Here is a 16,649-nt window from a genome sequence, read left to right on the forward strand (position 1 = left end):
TGACATCGATTCTGCCCAAACACCCTTAAAAAGTAAACGTGATGATAGGCACTATATTGATAGGCATGACTGATCAAAGATATCAGCCGTCGATAGGTGGTCTCCGAGCCTTTGTCGCCGTGGCCAAGAAGCTGCACTTCAGCTCGGCGGCAACGGAACTCGGTGTCAGTCAGCCGTCGCTGTCCCAAGCTCTCGCGGGCCTGGAGTCCGGCCTCGGGCTCCAGCTCGTGGAGCGCACGACGCGGCGAGTCATGCTGACTCCGGAGGGGAAGCGGCTGCTCCCGGCCGCCATCGCGGCGTGCGATGCGGTGGACGATTTCCTGCTCGACGCTGCGGGGGACCTGGACCCGCTCGCCGGCCGAGTGCGGCTCGGCATCATTCCGACCATCGCGCCGTACATCCTGCCCCGTGTGCTGCGCGGTCTCGCGCTGCGTCGACCCGACCTCGACCTGCTGGTCATCGAGGACCAGACGGACCGACTGCTGGCGCAGCTCCGCGACGGATCGCTCGATGCGGCGGTGCTCGCCCTGCCCGCCAACATGCCCGGCATCGGGGAGATCGTCATGTACGACGAGGACTTCCTCCTCGCGCTGCCGTCGGGCCACCCGCTGGCCGGTGGCAAGCGCCTGTCGCCCGCACTCCTCGCCGATCTGCCGCTGCTCCTGCTCGACGAGGGGCACTGTCTGCGCGATCAGGCCCTCGACGTCTGTCAGAGGGCCGGAGTGGACCCCGATCTGCAACAGACGCGGGCGGCGTCCCTGACGACGGCGGTGCAGTGTGTGGAGGGCGGTCTGGGCGTCACCCTGATTCCGGCGACGTCGGTGGGCGTCGAGACCGCGTCGGGCGGTCTGGCCGTCGCCGAGTTCGCACGTCCGCGCCCGGGGCGTCGCATCGGCCTGGTCTTCCGGGAATCGTCCGGGCGCGCGGAGTCGTACCGTTCCCTGGCCGACGACATCACGGCGGTCGTCGCGCAGAGCGGTGACGTGACCGTGCCGGTCGTGACGGTGTGAGACCCGCTGCCGACGGTCCGGGTCTACGCCTGGGCGGTCAGCTCCGCCCACTCGTCGAGCAGGCTGGAGTCGACACCGCGGATGAGTTCGCCGAGCTCATCGGTGAGGTCCTCGATCGCATCGGTCACGGCGGTCATCGGCAGCCCGTTCGAGAGGGCGCGGTAGCAGTCGGTCAGGTAGCGCAGGAGGACGCCTTCGCTGCGCGCGAGGCCGAACTGGGAGACCATCTCGGCGAAGGTCGCCTTCCGCTCGAGCATGTGGCGCAGCACCGACTTCGGCGACGGCGTCGTGCCGGCCAGCCACGGATGGCCGCGACGGTAGGTTTCGTAGGCGAAGCCGATCTCCTCGGCCAGCGGCTGCGGCCAGGTGATCTCCTCGAGACGCTCCATCCGCTCCTCGTACTCGACGCCGTCGGCCTTCATCTGCGCCATCGCCTCGTCGCGGGCCGCTTTGCGCTGTGCCATCAGCACCTGGCGGGGATCCTCCAGGATCGACTCGACGATCGACACGACGTCGAGCACGTAGGTCTCCGAGTCGGCGTCGAGGAGCTCGAAGGCGGCGACGGCGAAGGCCGACAGGGGATTGGTGAGGGCGAAGTTCTCCGGGAGGTCGACGGACAGTTCGACGTGTCTGCCGTCGGGGCCGGGAGTGTCGAGTCTGGTGACGATGCCGGTCTCGCACAGGTCGCGGTACAGGGCGATCGTGTGCTTGATGTGCCGGAGCTGTCGTTTGCGCGGCTCGTGATTCTCCTCGAGCAGGTGCCGGAGCGCGGCGAAGCAGTCGCCGGGGCGTTCGAGGACCTCCATGAGCATCGCGGTGGTCATCCTGAAGTGGGACCGCATCGGCTCGTCGGGCGCGTCGATCAACGCGGTGAACGTCTGCTCGCCCCAACTGACGAAGCCCTCCGGTGCCTTGCGGCGCACCATCTTCTTGAGCTTCTTCGGATCGTCGCCCGCCTTGGCGAGCAGGCGCGCGTTCTCCACATCGTGGTCGGGAGCCTGCGCGACGACGTAGCCGACGGTGTCGAAGCCCGCGCGGCCGGCGCGGCCCGCGATCTGGTGGAACTCGCGGGCGCGGAGCCTGCGGGTGCGGGTTCCGTCGTACTTGGTGAGGCCCGCGAACAGGACGGTGCGGATCGGGACGTTGATGCCGACGCCGAGGGTGTCCGTGCCCGCGACGACCTTGAGGAGACCGGCCTGGGCGAGTCGCTCGACGAGACGGCGGTACCGGGGGAGCATGCCGGCGTGATGAACGCCGATCCCCGAACGCAGGAGCTTCGAGAGGGTGCCGCCGAACCCGGTGCTGAACGAGAAGTCGCCGAGAGCGTCGGCGATCGCGGCCTTCTCCTCTTTGGTGCAGAGCTTGGCCGACAGCAGTGCTTGACCGCGCTCGACGGCCTGCTGCTGGGTGAAGTGCACGACGTACACCGGCGACTTGCCGACGGACACGAGTTCTTCGATGGTCTCGTGGATCGGCGTCATGGCGTAGCTGTGCTGCAGCGGCACCGGCCGGGGCACACCGGTCACCTCGACCGTGTCGCGCCCGGTCCGTCTCGTCAGATCGTCGACGAAGAACTCGGTGTCGCCGAGTGTGGCCGACATGAGCAGGAACTGCGTTCCGTCGCCGTCGGCGTCGCGGTGCGGGAGCTCGATGAGCGGGACCTGCCATGCCCATCCGCGATCGGATTCACCGTAGTAGTGGAATTCGTCGGCGACGAGGACGCCCACATCGTTGTCCGGACCCTCGCGCAGGGCGATGTTGGCGACGATCTCGGCGGTGGCGCACACGATCGGCGCATCGGCGTTGACCGATGCGTCGCCGGTCAGCAGGCCGACGTTCTCGGCGCCGAACTGATTGCACAGATCGAAGAACTTCTCGCTGACCAGCGCCTTGATCGGCGCGGTGTAGTACGAGCGGTGCCCGCGGCACCACGCGAAGTAGACGGCGCCCGAGGCGACCAGCGACTTGCCCGACCCGGTGGGCGTGGCCAGAATGACGTTGCTGCCCGACGCCAGTTCGAGGAGTGACTCCTCCTGGTGCGGATACATGTCGATGCCGCGGGCGGCCCACCAGTCGACGAATCGCTCGAACGCGAGATCTTCGTCATGGGTGGGCCGCAGCGGGTCGGGTGTCGTCACAGCGGGCTGCGGCGGGGCGGGATCGTCTGCAGCGGGCTGCAGCGCGGCTTGGTCGGCCGTATCGCTCAGGCCTGATCACGTCCTTCGTCCGTGTCGCCGAATCCGGTGTCGCCGAACTCGCCCGCGTGCTCGGCCAGGAACTTCTCGAACTCGGCGCCGAGTTCGTCGCCGGTCGGCATCGACTCGTCCGGTGCCAGCAGAGACTTCTGCTCGTCCTTCGATCGCATATACGCGTCGTACTGGTTCTCCAGCGCGGCCACGACGGCCGACACCTCGGCGTTCGACTCGACCTCGCCGTCGATCTGCTTGCGGATGTCGGTCGCGGCGTTCTCCAACGCCGTGACGGGCAGGTCGAGACCGGTGACGTCGGCCAGCCCCTTGACCAGCGCCGCCGCCGCGGCGGGATAGTTGGTCTGGGACAGATAGTGCGGCACGTGGGCCGACAGACCCGCCGTCCGGTATCCGGCCTGACCGAGGCGCAGCTCGAGGAACATCGACGCGCTGCCGGGCAGCTTGAGTTCGTTGCCCCAGCGGTGGAGGTCGGCGATGGCCTCCTCGTCGTTGCCGTGGGCGGTGATCGACGCCGGGCGCGTGTGCGGCACGGCCATGGTGATGGAGTTGAGGCCGACCACCTGCGAGACGCCGAACCGCTGCGCCAGGCCGGTCATCGCGGCGACGAACTGCTCCCAGCGCAGATCCGGCTCGGGGCCCTCCAACAGGAGGAACGGCGCCCCGGAGTTGTCGCGGACCGCGTGCATCGTCAGCGTCGGCATGTCGACGTCGGTGAATTCGACGCCGGAGAACGTCATCATCGGACGGCGCGAGCGGTAGTCGATCAGCTCGTCGGCGTTGAACGTGGCGACGAGCTCGGTGTCGAGCGCATCGCGGAGGTGGGACGCGGCCAGCGAGACGGCGTGGCCGGCGTCGGCGTATCCCTCCAGTGCGTGGATGAGCACGGGGCCGTCGCCCTCTGCTCCGGACACGGCCGGAGCGGGGAATTCGAGTTCATACAGGGAACTCGGCTCCATCGATGAGTCGGTCATCGGTGCCCCCTTCTTCGTTAGTCGTCGGCATGGTGTGCCGGGCGAGGACCTCCATTGTCTCGCACCGGCGTCACGGGCTACAACACGACACCCGCACCGGGCATTCCCGTCGGCCGCCGCTCCCGCATGGCAGAGTGGAGGTGTGCGTGGTGTGACTGGAGTGAAGGCCGTGGTGGCGATTGCGGCGATATCGCTGTCGGTGGTCGCCTGCTCCGTGGACGGCGACGCCGTCCGCGTGCCCGATCTGACCGGGCGGATCGTCGACGCGTCGGCGTTTCCGTTCGGCGCGGCGACGCCGGTCCCGGCAGCTCAGACGGCGAATGCGCTGGCCGACATCACTTTCACGCCGCTGCGCGCGGAGAACGATCCCGCCGACTGCACTCCCGCGCCGGTCGACGCCGCAGACGCGCAGATCCGGGTGGGGCCCGGCGGTGCGGCCGGCGGCACGCTGACCGTCGCGCTGACCCGAACGTCCGACTCCTTCGGCGATCACCTCGATCTCCTGCGTCGGTGCGCCGATTTCGCTCTCGGCGGAACCGTGGGCACCCGCGTGTCCACCGACGTCCTCGCGACCGCCGACGACACGGTCGAGAGCGCGCGCACACTGAGCAACGGCGGCACGCCGTACACGCGCGTGTACGAGCTGACCGCGCAGCGCGGACACGTCCGCCTGTACGTGCAGAACAGATTCCCGGCGACGGCACAGCTCGGCGACGCCGAGCGAGCCGCGACGCGCACACTGTTCGACACCGCCTACGACACGGCCTTCGGCCGCTGAGCCGTTCCGTCTCCGCCACGGGAACGGTGCATCGCCGCTGGTGGATCTGTGGAGTGCGGTGCGAACGCTCCACAACCGGTGAGTAGGGCTGGTCGGCGCCGCGGGCGCGGCGCATCGTCGGCCCATGAAGATAACGATCAGCACCAGAATCGAGGGGTCGCGCGCCGTCGTCGATCCCGATCCGCTCATCGCTGCGGCACCGGCCCTGCTGGGGTTCGTGCCGGAGCGGTCCATCGTCGTGATGTGTCTGGACGCGGACATGCGGGTGACGGCGACGATGCGGCACGACGTCTCGTTCACCAGAGGCGGTCGGACACCGGTCGCATTGCGTGACCTGCTCGGTCGCCTCGGCGCGCTGGCGGCCTCGTACGGGGCGCACGCGGCCGCGGCCGTGTTCGTCGACGACAGATCAGATCCCGCCGACGAGCGGTTCCGCCGTCTGGCCCGCGACCTCGATCGTGCCTTCGCTTCGATCGGCGGGGTGGCCGCGGCGTTCGCGGCCCGAGAACTGCGGGCGGGTGCGCCGTGGCGCACGGTGTGGCGATCGGCGACGTCGGAGATGTTCCTCGGCGAGGAGATCGCCGAGACCGGCGTCCTCAGCGATCCGCAGGCGTCACCGGCCGCACTGCACCGGGCGTTCGAGACCGGCCGGTCCGTACTGCGTTCGCGGTCGGAGATCGCCGCACTGCTGACACCGATCGGACACTGCGAGGATCCGGTATGCGTCGAGCAGACGCCGCCGCCCGTCACGGGGCCGATCGGCCCGGACGACGAACAACGGCTGATCGTGCTGTACGAGGCCGTCCTCGATTGCGCCCGCGGACCGGTGCGTCTGAGTTGCGAGCGACTCAACGCGATCGCCGCCGCGCTGGCGTCGGTGCATGTGCGCGACGCCGTCATCGGCCTGTGCCTCACGGTGCACCGCGAGGCGGCGGAGCGTCTGTGGCTCGAACTGACCAGGCGTCTGAGCGGAACGCCGCGCGCGGCGGCCGCGACGCTTCTGGGCTACCTCCACTACATGGAGGGCTCCGGTGCCTACGCCAGTGCCGCGTTCGACGCGGCACATGCGGCCGATCCGTCGTACAGCCTCGCGAATCTGCTCGACACGGCACTGGTGAACGGCATGCGTCCGTCCGACCTCGCCGGACTGGCCGACGTGTCGTTCGACCTCGCACGACGTCTCGGCGTCACGCTTCCGCCCGCGACCGGACAGATCGCGGGCTGACACGGCGCGGACGCGTCCCCGATCAGGCGGGGGAGACGAAGATCGCGTGCGCCATCTCTGACGACAGCGTCAGACCCTGGTGTCCGGGCGTGCTGATGATCACCGCGCGCGGGCTCACCGTCGCCGAGATGCGGGCGTTGGGAACCACGCCCGCCTCGCGCAGATCGGCGATCAGCTCCGGGTCGGCCTGCGCGTGCTCGGACATCCGTCGCACGATCACGGCCGACTCGCCCTCGGGGAGATCGACCAGGCGCACGATCGTGGAGTCGTCGCCGTCGTCGGCCGTCACGCCGAGTTCGGCGAGTCCCGGGATCGGGTTGCCGTACGGGGAGGTGGTGGGATTGTCGAGCACGGTGAGGAGGCGGCGCTCGACGTTCTCGCTCATCACGTGCTCCCACCGGCACGCCTCGTCGTGCACCTGCTCCCAGGGCATGCCGATCACATCGACCAGCAGACGCTCGGCCAGCCGGTGCTTGCGCATCACGGACACGGCGAGCGACCGGCCCTCCGGCGTGAGCTCGAGGTGGCGGTCGCCCGCAACGCGGACCAGACCGTCGCGCTCCATACGTGCCACGGTCTGTGAGACAGTGGGTCCGCTCTGCTCGAGACGCTCGGCAATACGCGCACGCAGCGGCACGATGCCCTCTTCTTCGAGGTCGTAAATTGTACGCAGATACATCTCGGTGGTGTCGACCAGGTCATTCACGGCAGCCATCGTCCTTTCGCTGTCTCACAGGTTACCCAAATAGTCGCGCCGGTGCCGACACGTGTCTCACCGCGCGTTGCGCGCACGTCGGTGCGGGCCAACCGCTAGCGTTGCGGGGGTGAGCGCCGCAATTATCTGGAGTGACCACTTTCTCGACTACAAGTGGGCCTACACCCATCCGATGAGCCCGATTCGCTTGGCGCTCACCATGTCTCTATCGCGGAGCCTCGGCGTGCTCGAGGGGGTCGAGACCACCGAGCCGCTGCCGGTCGACGACGAGGTCCTGCGGACCGTGCACACCCAGGCGTACATCGACGCGGTCCGCGCCGTCGGGTCGGGTGCCGCCGCGTCGAACAGCACGTTGTTTCAGAACGTGTTCGGTCTCGGCAGCGACGACAACCCGATCTTCGCCTCGATGCACGAGGCCGGGTCGATGCTCGTGGGCGGATCGCTGGCCGCGGCGCAGGCCATCCACTCCGGGGCGGTGCGACGCGCGGTGAACATCGGCGGCGGCATGCACCACGCGATGGCCGGGCACGCCGCGGGCTTCTGCATCTACAACGACTGTTCGATCGCCATCGAGTGGCTGCTCGAGCAGGGGTACGACCGCATCGCCTACGTCGACATCGACGCGCATCACGGCGACGGCGTGCAGAAGCAGTTCTACGCCGATCCCCGGGTGCTGACGGTGTCGCTGCATCAGCATCCGGCCACCCTGTGGCCGGGGACCGGGTGGGCCGCCGAGATCGGGGAGTCGGGGGCCGAGGGTGCGTCGGTGAACCTCGGGTTGCTGCCCGGGGCCACCGACCGGCTGTGGCTGCGGGCCTTCCACGCGGTGGTGCCGTCGATGGTCGAGGCGTTCAAGCCGCAGATCCTCGTGACGCAGGTGGGCGTCGACTCGCATGCGGCCGACCCGCTCACCGACCTCGCACTGACCGTCGACGGCCAGGCCGCCGCGGTGCGTGTGCTGCGCGACCTCGCCGAGAAGCACTGCGAGGGTCGATGGCTCGCCGTCGGAGGCGGCGGCTACGGGGTGGTGAACGTGGTTCCTCGCGCGTGGACGCATCTGATCGCCTCGGCCCTCGACCGCGACGTGGACACCGCGACGACGATCGCCGAGGACTGGCTGGTCGAGGCGAACGCGGCACAGAACGAACTCCATCCGGACTACGCGAGACCGCCGGAGGCCACGATGGGCGACGGCGGAGACACCGACTACACCCCGTGGGACGGCGACACCGGTGCGCCGCCGCCCGACGGAATCAGCGAAGTGGCTCAGCGCCAGACCGACAAGGCGATCCTCGCCACCCGCCGCGCCGTGTTCCCCCTGCACGGCCTCGACCCGGAGGACCCCCGTGACTGACACCGACTACCCCCGCGACTGGGTCGCCGACGTTCTCGCCTCCGACGGCGGCGTCGTGCACCTTCGGCCGATCCTCCCGTCGGACGCCGACGCCCTCGTCGCATTCCACAACGGACTGTCCGAACGCACCCGGTACCTGCGGTACTTCGGTCCCACACCCACCCTGCCGCCGCGCGAAGTGGTGCGGATGACCACCGTCGACTACCGCAGCCGGGTCGCGCTGCTGGCGATGCTCGGCGACGAGATCATCGCCATGGGCCTGTACGAGGGCCTGGCGGCCGACGGCAAGCCCGAGTCGGCGGAGGTGGCGTTCGTCGTCGCCGACGATCACCAGGGGCGCGGCCTCGGCCCGATCCTGCTCGAGCATCTCGCGGGTGTCGCCGCGGAGAACGGCTTCACCCGCTTCGAGGCCGAGGTCCTCTCCGAGAACCCCAACATGGTCGCCGTCTTCCGCGACGCCGGCTATCAGGTGAGTCGTGCGTTCGACGGCAGCACCGTGCACGTCGAGTTCCTGATCGACCCGACGGAGGCGTTGACCTCGGTGCGCAACGCCCGTGAACGCGCGTCGGAGGCCCGCAGTATCGCGAACCTCCTGCGTCCGCAGTCGATCGCGGTGATCGGCGCCTCGACCGACCCGAAGAAGGTCGGCAACGTCCTGCTGGCCAACATCATCGCCGCGGGGTTCACCGGACCGGTGTTCCCGGTGAACAGTCCGGCGCCGCCCGAACCGGTCGCCGACGACCCCGCACGGACGCACGCGTCGCCGTTCGGGGCGCCGGTGCGTCGTCGGCCCGGGCGTGAACCGCGACCCGCGCCGCCGTCGGTGCGCGGCATCCGCGCCTATCAGACGGTGCGCGACATCCCCGATCCGGTCGACCTCGCGGTGGTGGCCGTCCCGGCCGCTCGCATGGACGACGTCCTCGCGGACTGTCTGGCCAAGGGAGTGCGGACCCTGGTCGTCGTCTCGTCCGGTTTCGGGGAGAGCGGTGAGGCGGGCTGGGAGAGTGAGCGGCGTCTGGCCGAGCACGTGCGCGCCCACGGGATGCGCCTGGTGGGACCCAATGCGCTCGGTGTGGCCAACAACAGCGCCGACATCGCGCTCAACGCGACGCTCGCACCGCGGGTGCCGGGGGCGGGTCGCGTCGGCTTCTTCTGTCAGTCGGGCGCCCTCGGCATCGCGATCCTCGACACCGCGGCGCACCGACAGCTCGGCCTCTCGACGTTCGTCTCCGCGGGCAACCGCGCCGACGTCTCCGGCAACGACGTGCTGCAGTACTGGGACACCGACGACAGCACCGATGTGATCCTGCTCTACCTGGAGAGCTTCGGCAATCCCCGCAAGTTCGGGCGGATCGCTCGCCGAGTGTCCTCGTCGAAGCCGATCGTGGCGATCAAGTCCGGCCGCGGGGCGATGACACAGGTCCGCGCCGCACGGACTCGGGAGGCCGGCCGCGACGACGCGATCGCACAGATGGTGCTCGGCCAGGCCGGGGTGATCCAGGTGGAGACGATCACCGAACTGTTCGACGTCGGCACGGTGCTCGCCTACCAGGAGTTGCCCGCCGGACCGCGGACCGCGATCATCGGGAATTCGTCGGTGATCGCCGCGTTGGCGGCGAACACGGCGCGGTCGTCGGGGCTCGACGTGGTGGCGACCGTCGATCTCGGTCCCGCGGTGTCGCGGCCCGATCTGGCGGAGGCCGTCGCCGTCGCGATGGCCGACGACGGCGTCGACGCGGTGATCGTGGTGTTCGTGCCGCCCGTCGCGGTCGACGCCGACGACTATGCGCACGGCATCATGGCCGCGGTCCGGCCGTCCGACGGCGGAGTGGTGCCGGTCAAACCGGTCGTCACCACCTTCCTCGCGGTGGAGGGTGTGCCGGAGGGGCTGTCGGTGCCCGGCCGGGACGGTAAACCGGTGCGCGGTTCCATTCCGTCCTACTCGACGCCCGAGCGGGCGGCGAACGCCCTCGCCCACGCGTGGAAGTATGCGGCGTGGCGGGCCCGTCCCACCGCCGAGATCCCGACGATCGAGGGCACCGTCGCCGAGGACGCCCGGTCGTTCGTCCGCGAAGCGATGGCCGACGGTCCGCGCGAGTTGACCGCCGTCGAATCGGCGCACCTGGTCAAGCACTACGGCATCGACGTGGTGCCGTTCCGCGAGGTGCGGACCATGCAGGAGGCGTCGGCGGCCGCCCGCGAACTCGGCTTCCCGGTGGCGGTGAAGGCCACCTCGCAGGCCTGGATCGGTCGCCTCGATCGGGAGGGTGCACGCCTGGACCTGCCGGATGCGACGGCCGTCCTCACCGCGTTCACCGAGCTGCGGGCGCTCACCGGCGACGCGGTGCTGCACGTGCAGAAGATGGCGCCGAAGGGACTGGGCACCTCCATTGCGGTGCGGGACAACGAGTCGTTCGGCTCACTGCTGAGCTTCGGCCTGTCCGGACGGCTGTTCGACGCCCTCGGCGACCGCGGCTATCGGGCGGTGCCGTTGACCGACGTCGACGCCCGCGAACTGATCGGCGAGCCGAACGCGTCCATGCTGCTCGACGGCGGCCCGGTGGACGATCCGGTCGACACCGACGCCCTGATCGATCTGATCCTGCGCATCTCCGCGCTGGTCGACGAGGTGCCGGAGGTGCGCGAGGTGCGGTGCGATCCGGTACTGGCGTCCGCGGACGGTGTCGCGATGCTCGGGGCCCGGATACACGTCGGCCCGGTGCCCACTCTCGCGGACACCGGGCCTCGGCGGTTGAGTTAGCGGCGCGGGGCGCCGATCAGCTCGCGTACGAACGCAGCTTCTCGGCGCGGTCGCCCTGCCTCAGCTTGCCCATCACATCGCGCTCGATCTGGCGGACCCGCTCGCGGGACAGCCCGAAGGCGCGGCCGATCTGGTCGAGGGTGCGCGGCTGACCGTCGTCGAGCCCGTACCGCATGATGATGACCGACTGCTCACGCTCGTCGAGCGTGCCGAGCACCGAGCGGATGTCCGAGTGCAGCAGATTCGCGATGACGACGGTCTCGGCGGACGTGGCCTCCGAGTCTTCGATGAAGTCGCCCAGCGGAGCCTCTTCGTCGTTGCCGACCGGCATGTCCAGGCTCACCGGGTCGCGGCTGTGGTCCATCAGATCGGCGATCTTCTCCGCCGGGATGCCCGACTCGGCGGCCAGCTCGTCGTCGGTGGCCTCGCGTCCGAGCTGCTGGTGCAGTTCGCGGCGGATGCGGGCGAGCTTGTTGACCTGCTCCACGAGGTGGACGGGGAGGCGGATGGTGCGGCTCTGATCGGCCATTCCGCGGCTGATGGCCTGACGGATCCACCACGTCGCGTAGGTCGAGAACTTGAAGCCCTTCGCGTAGTCGAACTTCTCGGCGGCGCGGATCAGACCCAGGTTGCCCTCCTGGATGAGGTCGAGGAGCGGCATGCCGCGGCCGGTGTATCGCTTGGCGAGCGAGACCACCAGGCGCAGGTTGGCCTCGAGGAGGTGCTGGCGGGCGTCCTCACCCTCCCGGGCGATGATCCGCAGGTCACGCTTTTTGGCGGCCGTGAGTCGCTTCTTGGTCGCCAGCAGGTGCTTGGCGTAGAGGCCCGCCTCGATGGCCTTGGCGAGGTCGACCTCCTGCTCGGCGTTCAGCAGCGCGGTGCGGCCGATCCCGTTCAAGTACACGCGGACCAGGTCGGCGGACGGCGACTGCGCGTCGAGATCCTGTTCGGTCAACGCCGGGCGGGTGCGGGCGGAAGGGGCTACGGACGGGCGTGCAATCGTCGTGCGAGACATACGACCTCCTGGAGTGCGCTGTTCGAGTGCGTTCACCAGGTCTAACGCGACCGAGTCCGGAAAGGTTCCCGGAGCGACTGAGAAGTTGCTGAAGATCAGAACCCGAAGCGTCGACGGACCGCCGAGGCGATCTCGTCGGCGGACGGCGTCCGGCCGCTGAACAGGACCGTTGCGGCCGTCCCCTCGCAGAAGACGAGCAGGTCCGCGGCGTCGTCCTCGGGTGTCGGCGAGCCCAGCGCGGTGAAGAGGGCGACGGCTGCCGCGGACGAGAACAGACAGTCGCGCAGTGCGACGGCGAGTTCGTGGTCGTGCGCGGCGTCGGAGGCCAGCGCGAAGCGGGCGCGGACGTCGTCGGCGCGCTCGACGAACAGGTCGGCGAGATACCGCCCGATCGTCTCGGCCGGATCGGTGTCCGCCGATGCGGCGTCGAAGGCGGTCGCCGACCGGGCGGTGAGGCGGGCGAGCGTCGCCGACAGCAGCGCGCGGCGCGTTCGGAAGTAGTAGGAGACCGAGCCCTTGGGCAGTGCGAGGGTCCGGTCGATGCCGCTGTGCGTCACGGCGCGATTGCCGCCGGCGGCGGCCAGGCCGATCGCGGCGTCGCAGATCAGCTCGCGGCGGTCCAGGGCGGCGGTGGTGTCGGGCACAGTCACCATCCAATCAGACTCTATGAACGTAGAGTATGTGGACATGAGGATTCGATCACGCCGCCGCGCACACGTCGCACCGCCGATCTCGGTCGAGGAGATCGTGGAGCGGGCTCGCGTCAGCTCGATGACACCGACTCCGCAGCAGCGGTGTGCGGCCGAACTCCTCGGCTCGGACGCGCACGTGTACCTGTTCGGTCCGCCGGGCACCGGGAAGACCCGGGTCGTGGACTGGTTCGTGGAGGCCGCCGCCGCGTCTGGGCACGCGGTTCTGCGCCGACACCTGCACCGGTTCTTCGTCGATCTGCACCGGGCGATCGGCGATCACGGCGGCTGGGAGGCGGGCGTCGACGCCGTGCTGACCGGACCCGGTGGCCGATACGGCACGGTCTGTCTGGACGAGTTCACCGTTCACGATCCGGGAGACGGGGTGTTCCTCGACCGCGTGCTGCGGACGGTCTCCGCGCGCGGCGTGCGGATGGTGCTCACGTCGAATCGCGCACCGAAGGCGCTGATGCCGAATCCGCTCTTCCATGCCGGATTCGAGCCGACGATCGCCCGGATCGAGTCGATGTTCACCGTCCGGACGGTGGCCGGGGAGGATCTGCGCCGCGGGCGCGACGACGGGATGGCGGGATTTCGGGCCGGAGTCTGGACCGTCGGCCGACCGGCGGGTCCGCCCGGTCCGGCCCGCGTGGTGACACCGGGCTCGCGCCCGATCGCGCTGACACCGGTCGGCGACGGCGCACGGATCGATTTCACCGAACTCTGCGCGCGGCCGACGAACGCCGCCGACTACCTGTGGCTGGCCGCCGAGTTCTCCCGCGTGCAGATCGTCGGGGTCCGCGGCGATGTCGGGGCGGCATCGCTCTCGCGGTGGGCCACGCTGCTCGACGTCCTGCACGATGCGGATCTGCGGGTCGACGTCTGGTCGCCGAGCACGAGGGCCGAGATGGCGGCATCGCTCACCGAGGTGTTGCCCGATGCGGCGCGGGCGATCAGTCGGATGGGCGCGTGGTGCGAGATCACGCCTGGCGCGCGGTGAGCACTCGCGGACCGTCCTCGGTGACGGCCACGGTGTGCTCGGAGTGGGCCGCCGACGATCCGTCGGCCGCGCGCAGCGTCCAGCCGTCGGGGTCACGGACGAGCCGCTCGGTGCCCGTCGCCCACCAGGGTTCGAGTGCCAGGGTCATGCCGGGGCGCAGGAGTGGACCGCGGCCCGCTCTGCCGAGGTTCGGCACGTGCGGGTCCTCGTGCATCGTGCGGCCGACGCCGTGGCCGCCGTACTCGGTGTTCACCCGATATCCGCTCGTCCGAGCGACGTCGAAGATCGCGGCGGACACGTCGCCGAGGCGGCGTCCGGGGAGCATCTGGTCGATGGCGGCGTCGAGAGCCCGCTCGGTCGAGGCGATCAGTCGAGTGTCCGGGTGGTCGGGGTCGTGGTCGCCGATCCGCACGGTCACCGCGGAGTCGGCGGCCCATCCGTCGACGGTGACCGCGAAGTCGAGCGTCAGGACGTCGCCGTCGACGAGTGTGTGGTCGTGGGGGAGGCCGTGCAGCACGCCGTCGTTGACCGACAGGCAGATCACGTTCCGGAACGGCCCGTTGCCGAACGAGGGGGCGTAGTCCCAATAGCAGCTGACGGCGCCGCGGTCGGTGATCATCCGGCGGGCGCGCCGCTCGAGATCGAGCAGGTTGACTCCCGGTTCGGCTCGCCGCGCGAGATCGGTCAGAACGTCGGCGACGAATCGGCCGGTGACCGCCATCACATCGATCTCGGCGGGCGTCTTCAACTCCATCACGGCGGGCTCCTGTCTGCGGCGGGTGACCGCCCATCGGCGGTATTCTTATACCACGGTATAGGAATACCGCTTCTCCGGTACGATCGACCCATGGTGCGCATACCGCTGAGCCCCGCGCAGATCGACGCGGGCCGCCGATTGGGAGCCCTCGTCCGCGATGCACGCGACGGCGCGGACTCGGCGGAGGTCGCGGCGCGCGCCGGGATCTCGCCCGAGACGCTGCGCAAGATCGAGGCCGGACGGATCCCGAGCCCGGGGTTCGGCACGGTCGTCGGACTGTGCGACGCGCTCGGGATCGATGTGGACGACGCCGTGGCGGCGTGGCGCGGCGCCGCCGACGCCCACCGTCTCCGTACGGGCTGACCTCGTTCAGCGCGTCGGTGCCGAGCCCCCGTCGCCGTCTGACTCGTCGCCGTCCTGTCCCGCGCCGCCCTCTCCGGCGCTGTCCTCTCCATCGTCGGGTGCGTCGATGACGCGGTGATCGCCGTCGTCGAAGCGGTCGCGCGGCGCCGGGCGGTCGCCGAGTTCGGCCTGTCCGATGGAGTGACCGGGACCGTAGTGGTAGACCGGGATCTCACCGCGTTTGCGGGGCTCGCGGTCGTTGGCGCGCAGCACCGCGATCCAGGGCAGCGGAATCGATGCGACGATGATCGCCAGGGCGATCCAGCCGTTCTGCGTGGTCGCGTAGACGATCGAGGCGATGATCAGCGCGGGCACTCGAATGCTCATCATGATCGTGTAGCGGCGTTTTCGGGCGCGGTAGATCGCGTCCCGGTCCTGCTCGGCGCGAGTGATCAGGAATGTGTCTGGATCGGAATTCTCGTGCGCCATGTCTCCATGGTTCCACAGTGCGTAACAATGGCTTCATGGCAACGCAGACGATTGAACGCCCGGACGTCGACGAGCGGACAGAACAGGACGACGACACACCCAAGGTCTTCCACTACGTGAAGAAGGACAAGATCGTGGAGAGCGCGGTGATGGGAAACCACGTCGTCGCGCTGTGCGGCGAGGTCTTTCCGGTCACTAAGCAGGCCAAGCCGGGCTCCCCGGTGTGTGAGAAGTGCAAGAAGATCTACGAGAAGATGAAGAAGTAGATCACTTCTGCTGGCCGCGTCGGTGTACGGCGCGGTTGCGCAGCGTGTCGGTCAGCTCGGTGGTCTGCGTCGAGACCCAGTGTCGCATCACCGGGCTGTTCGGCCGTGACGGCCAGAACTCCTGACAGGCCGCGTTGAACTCGGCGCCCAGTACGATCGCGAACCCGAGGAAGTACGTGAACAGCAGGAACGCGATCGGGGTCGCGAGCGCGCCATAGGTGTAGCCGGTCTTGGCCAGCGCCGTCAGATAGGCGCGCAGCACATAGCTGGCCAGCCAGAACGCGACTCCGGCGAGTACGGCCCCGGGCACGAGTCGTCGGCGCGGCGGGGGGAAGGGCAGCGCGAACCGGTAGAGCGCCGAGAGGGCGCCGATCAGCAGGATTCCCACGAACGGGAAGTACCCCCAGTCGATGAGATCGCTCACCGCGGGTCCCCACGATGCGGGCAGGACGTTCTGCAGATAGGTCGGTCCCAGCGCGACCAGCGGCAGCACGAAGATCGCCATCACGAGGAAGAAGACGTAGACGGCGAGCGCGAAGATCCGCTGCCACACCGGATGCCGGATCTGATGCTGCTGGTGCGCGTGGACGATCGACGACACGAAGCACGACATCGCCGACGATCCCGCCCACAGCGAGAGGACGAAGCTCACCGACATGATCGTCACCCGGCCGCGGCCGAGGACGTTGTCCACGGTGGGCTCGATGAGGTCGGTCACCACCTGGTCGCTGAACGTCCGATCGGCGAACGACATGATCCGCTGCGAGATGATGTCGATGGTGTCCGGACCGAACCAGCCCGCGATGTAGCCGATGCTGCCGAGCACTCCCAGGATCAACGGCGGCAACGAGAGCGCCTGCCAGAACGCGGCCTGCGCCGCCCATCCGATGATCGAGTCCTCGTAGCACTTGACGGTGGTGCGCCAGGCCAGCTTCGGCAGGCTCCGGATCACCGGGCGGCGCGGCTCGTCGACCGCTTCCGGGGTCGACTGCGACGACGCGCCGCGCGCCTCGAAGGGCTGTTCCGCGGCGTCGTCGCTGAAGGGAGTGCCGTGCGTGCTGATGTGT

General features: G+C 69.3%; 16 protein-coding genes. 8 read left to right on the forward strand and 8 right to left on the reverse strand.

Annotated features, from left to right (window positions below):
• Positions 1-65 precede the first annotated feature (65 nt).
• Positions 66-1,010, forward strand: coding sequence for a hydrogen peroxide-inducible genes activator (locus tag BKA16_RS13580; RefSeq protein WP_183371146.1), 945 nt, complete (start codon positions 66-68; stop codon positions 1,008-1,010).
• A 23-nt stretch (positions 1,011-1,033) separates the two neighbouring features.
• On the opposite strand, the gene BKA16_RS13585 is transcribed toward BKA16_RS13580, so the two are convergent.
• Positions 1,034-3,058: a DEAD/DEAH box helicase gene (locus BKA16_RS13585; RefSeq protein WP_246372310.1), complete on the reverse strand. Its 2,025-nt coding sequence runs from the start codon at positions 3,056-3,058 to the stop codon at positions 1,034-1,036.
• Between the two features lie 155 nt (positions 3,059-3,213).
• Entirely contained in the window at positions 3,214-4,191 is a 978-nt protein-coding gene (locus tag BKA16_RS13590; RefSeq protein ID WP_183371148.1) for a proteasome assembly chaperone family protein, read from the reverse strand.
• Positions 4,192-4,342: 151 nt separating this feature from the next.
• Here BKA16_RS13590 and BKA16_RS13595 point away from each other — a divergent pair, with 151 nt between their 5' ends.
• Both BKA16_RS13595 and BKA16_RS13600 read left to right on the forward strand, forming a co-directional pair.
• Complete coding sequence (locus BKA16_RS13595) at positions 4,343-4,969, forward strand: hypothetical protein (RefSeq protein ID WP_343067422.1); 627 nt, start codon at positions 4,343-4,345, stop codon at positions 4,967-4,969.
• Between the two features lie 124 nt (positions 4,970-5,093).
• Positions 5,094-6,194 (forward strand): DUF4192 domain-containing protein, encoded by a 1,101-nt coding sequence (locus BKA16_RS13600; RefSeq protein WP_183371149.1) that lies wholly within the window; start codon positions 5,094-5,096, stop codon positions 6,192-6,194.
• A 22-nt stretch (positions 6,195-6,216) separates the two neighbouring features.
• Here BKA16_RS13600 and BKA16_RS13605 read toward each other — a convergent pair whose 3' ends face one another.
• The gene (locus BKA16_RS13605) at positions 6,217-6,900 is read right to left on the reverse strand and encodes an iron-dependent transcriptional repressor DtxR (protein WP_183373066.1); all 684 of its coding nucleotides are present in this window, start codon (positions 6,898-6,900) and stop codon (positions 6,217-6,219) included.
• A 118-nt stretch (positions 6,901-7,018) separates the two neighbouring features.
• Between BKA16_RS13605 and BKA16_RS13610 the strand changes: the two genes are divergently transcribed.
• Together BKA16_RS13610 and BKA16_RS13615 are read left to right on the forward strand one after the other, a co-directional pair.
• Positions 7,019-8,263 carry an arginase family protein gene (locus BKA16_RS13610; protein WP_183371150.1) on the forward strand — a complete coding sequence of 415 codons (1,245 nt, stop codon included), beginning with the start codon at positions 7,019-7,021 and terminating at the stop codon, positions 8,261-8,263.
• A complete protein-coding gene (locus BKA16_RS13615; protein WP_183371151.1) occupies positions 8,256-11,024 on the forward strand; it encodes a GNAT family N-acetyltransferase in 2,769 nt (922 codons plus the stop codon). Before BKA16_RS13610 ends, BKA16_RS13615 begins: the two co-directional genes overlap by 8 nt.
• Before the next feature lie 16 nt (positions 11,025-11,040).
• On the opposite strand, the gene BKA16_RS13620 is transcribed toward BKA16_RS13615, so the two are convergent.
• Positions 11,041-12,039 carry a sigma-70 family RNA polymerase sigma factor gene (locus BKA16_RS13620; RefSeq protein ID WP_221246845.1) on the reverse strand — a complete coding sequence of 333 codons (999 nt, stop codon included), beginning with the start codon at positions 12,037-12,039 and terminating at the stop codon, positions 11,041-11,043.
• A 95-nt stretch (positions 12,040-12,134) separates the two neighbouring features.
• Positions 12,135-12,692: a TetR/AcrR family transcriptional regulator gene (locus BKA16_RS13625; protein ID WP_183371152.1), complete on the reverse strand. Its 558-nt coding sequence runs from the start codon at positions 12,690-12,692 to the stop codon at positions 12,135-12,137.
• A 34-nt stretch (positions 12,693-12,726) separates the two neighbouring features.
• Here BKA16_RS13625 and zapE point away from each other — a divergent pair, with 34 nt between their 5' ends.
• Positions 12,727-13,728, forward strand: a complete 1,002-nt coding sequence (zapE, locus tag BKA16_RS13630; protein ID WP_246371771.1) for a cell division protein ZapE — start codon at positions 12,727-12,729, stop codon at positions 13,726-13,728.
• On the opposite strand, the gene map is transcribed toward zapE, so the two are convergent.
• A complete protein-coding gene (map, locus tag BKA16_RS13635; protein WP_183371153.1) occupies positions 13,709-14,485 on the reverse strand; it encodes a type I methionyl aminopeptidase in 777 nt (258 codons plus the stop codon). The genes zapE and map overlap by 20 nt on opposite strands.
• A gap of 90 nt (positions 14,486-14,575) precedes the next feature.
• On the opposite strand from map, the gene BKA16_RS13640 reads away from it, so the two are divergent.
• Entirely contained in the window at positions 14,576-14,848 is a 273-nt protein-coding gene (locus BKA16_RS13640) for a helix-turn-helix domain-containing protein (protein WP_183371154.1), read from the forward strand.
• 6 nt (positions 14,849-14,854) lie between these two features.
• On the opposite strand, the gene BKA16_RS13645 is transcribed toward BKA16_RS13640, so the two are convergent.
• Positions 14,855-15,316, reverse strand: a complete 462-nt coding sequence (locus tag BKA16_RS13645) for a DUF3099 domain-containing protein (protein ID WP_183371155.1) — start codon at positions 15,314-15,316, stop codon at positions 14,855-14,857.
• Between the two features lie 35 nt (positions 15,317-15,351).
• Between BKA16_RS13645 and BKA16_RS13650 the strand changes: the two genes are divergently transcribed.
• Positions 15,352-15,582, forward strand: a complete 231-nt coding sequence (locus tag BKA16_RS13650) for a DUF3039 domain-containing protein (RefSeq protein ID WP_183371156.1) — start codon at positions 15,352-15,354, stop codon at positions 15,580-15,582.
• 1 nt (position 15,583) lies between these two features.
• On the opposite strand, the gene BKA16_RS13655 is transcribed toward BKA16_RS13650, so the two are convergent.
• Positions 15,584-16,645, reverse strand: a complete 1,062-nt coding sequence (locus BKA16_RS13655; RefSeq protein ID WP_387995769.1) for a YihY/virulence factor BrkB family protein — start codon at positions 16,643-16,645, stop codon at positions 15,584-15,586.
• Positions 16,646-16,649: the final 4 nt, after the last annotated feature.

The organism is Gordonia humi (genome assembly GCF_014197435.1).
In the GTDB taxonomy this organism is placed as follows: Bacteria; Actinomycetota; Actinomycetes; order Mycobacteriales; family Mycobacteriaceae; genus Gordonia; species Gordonia humi.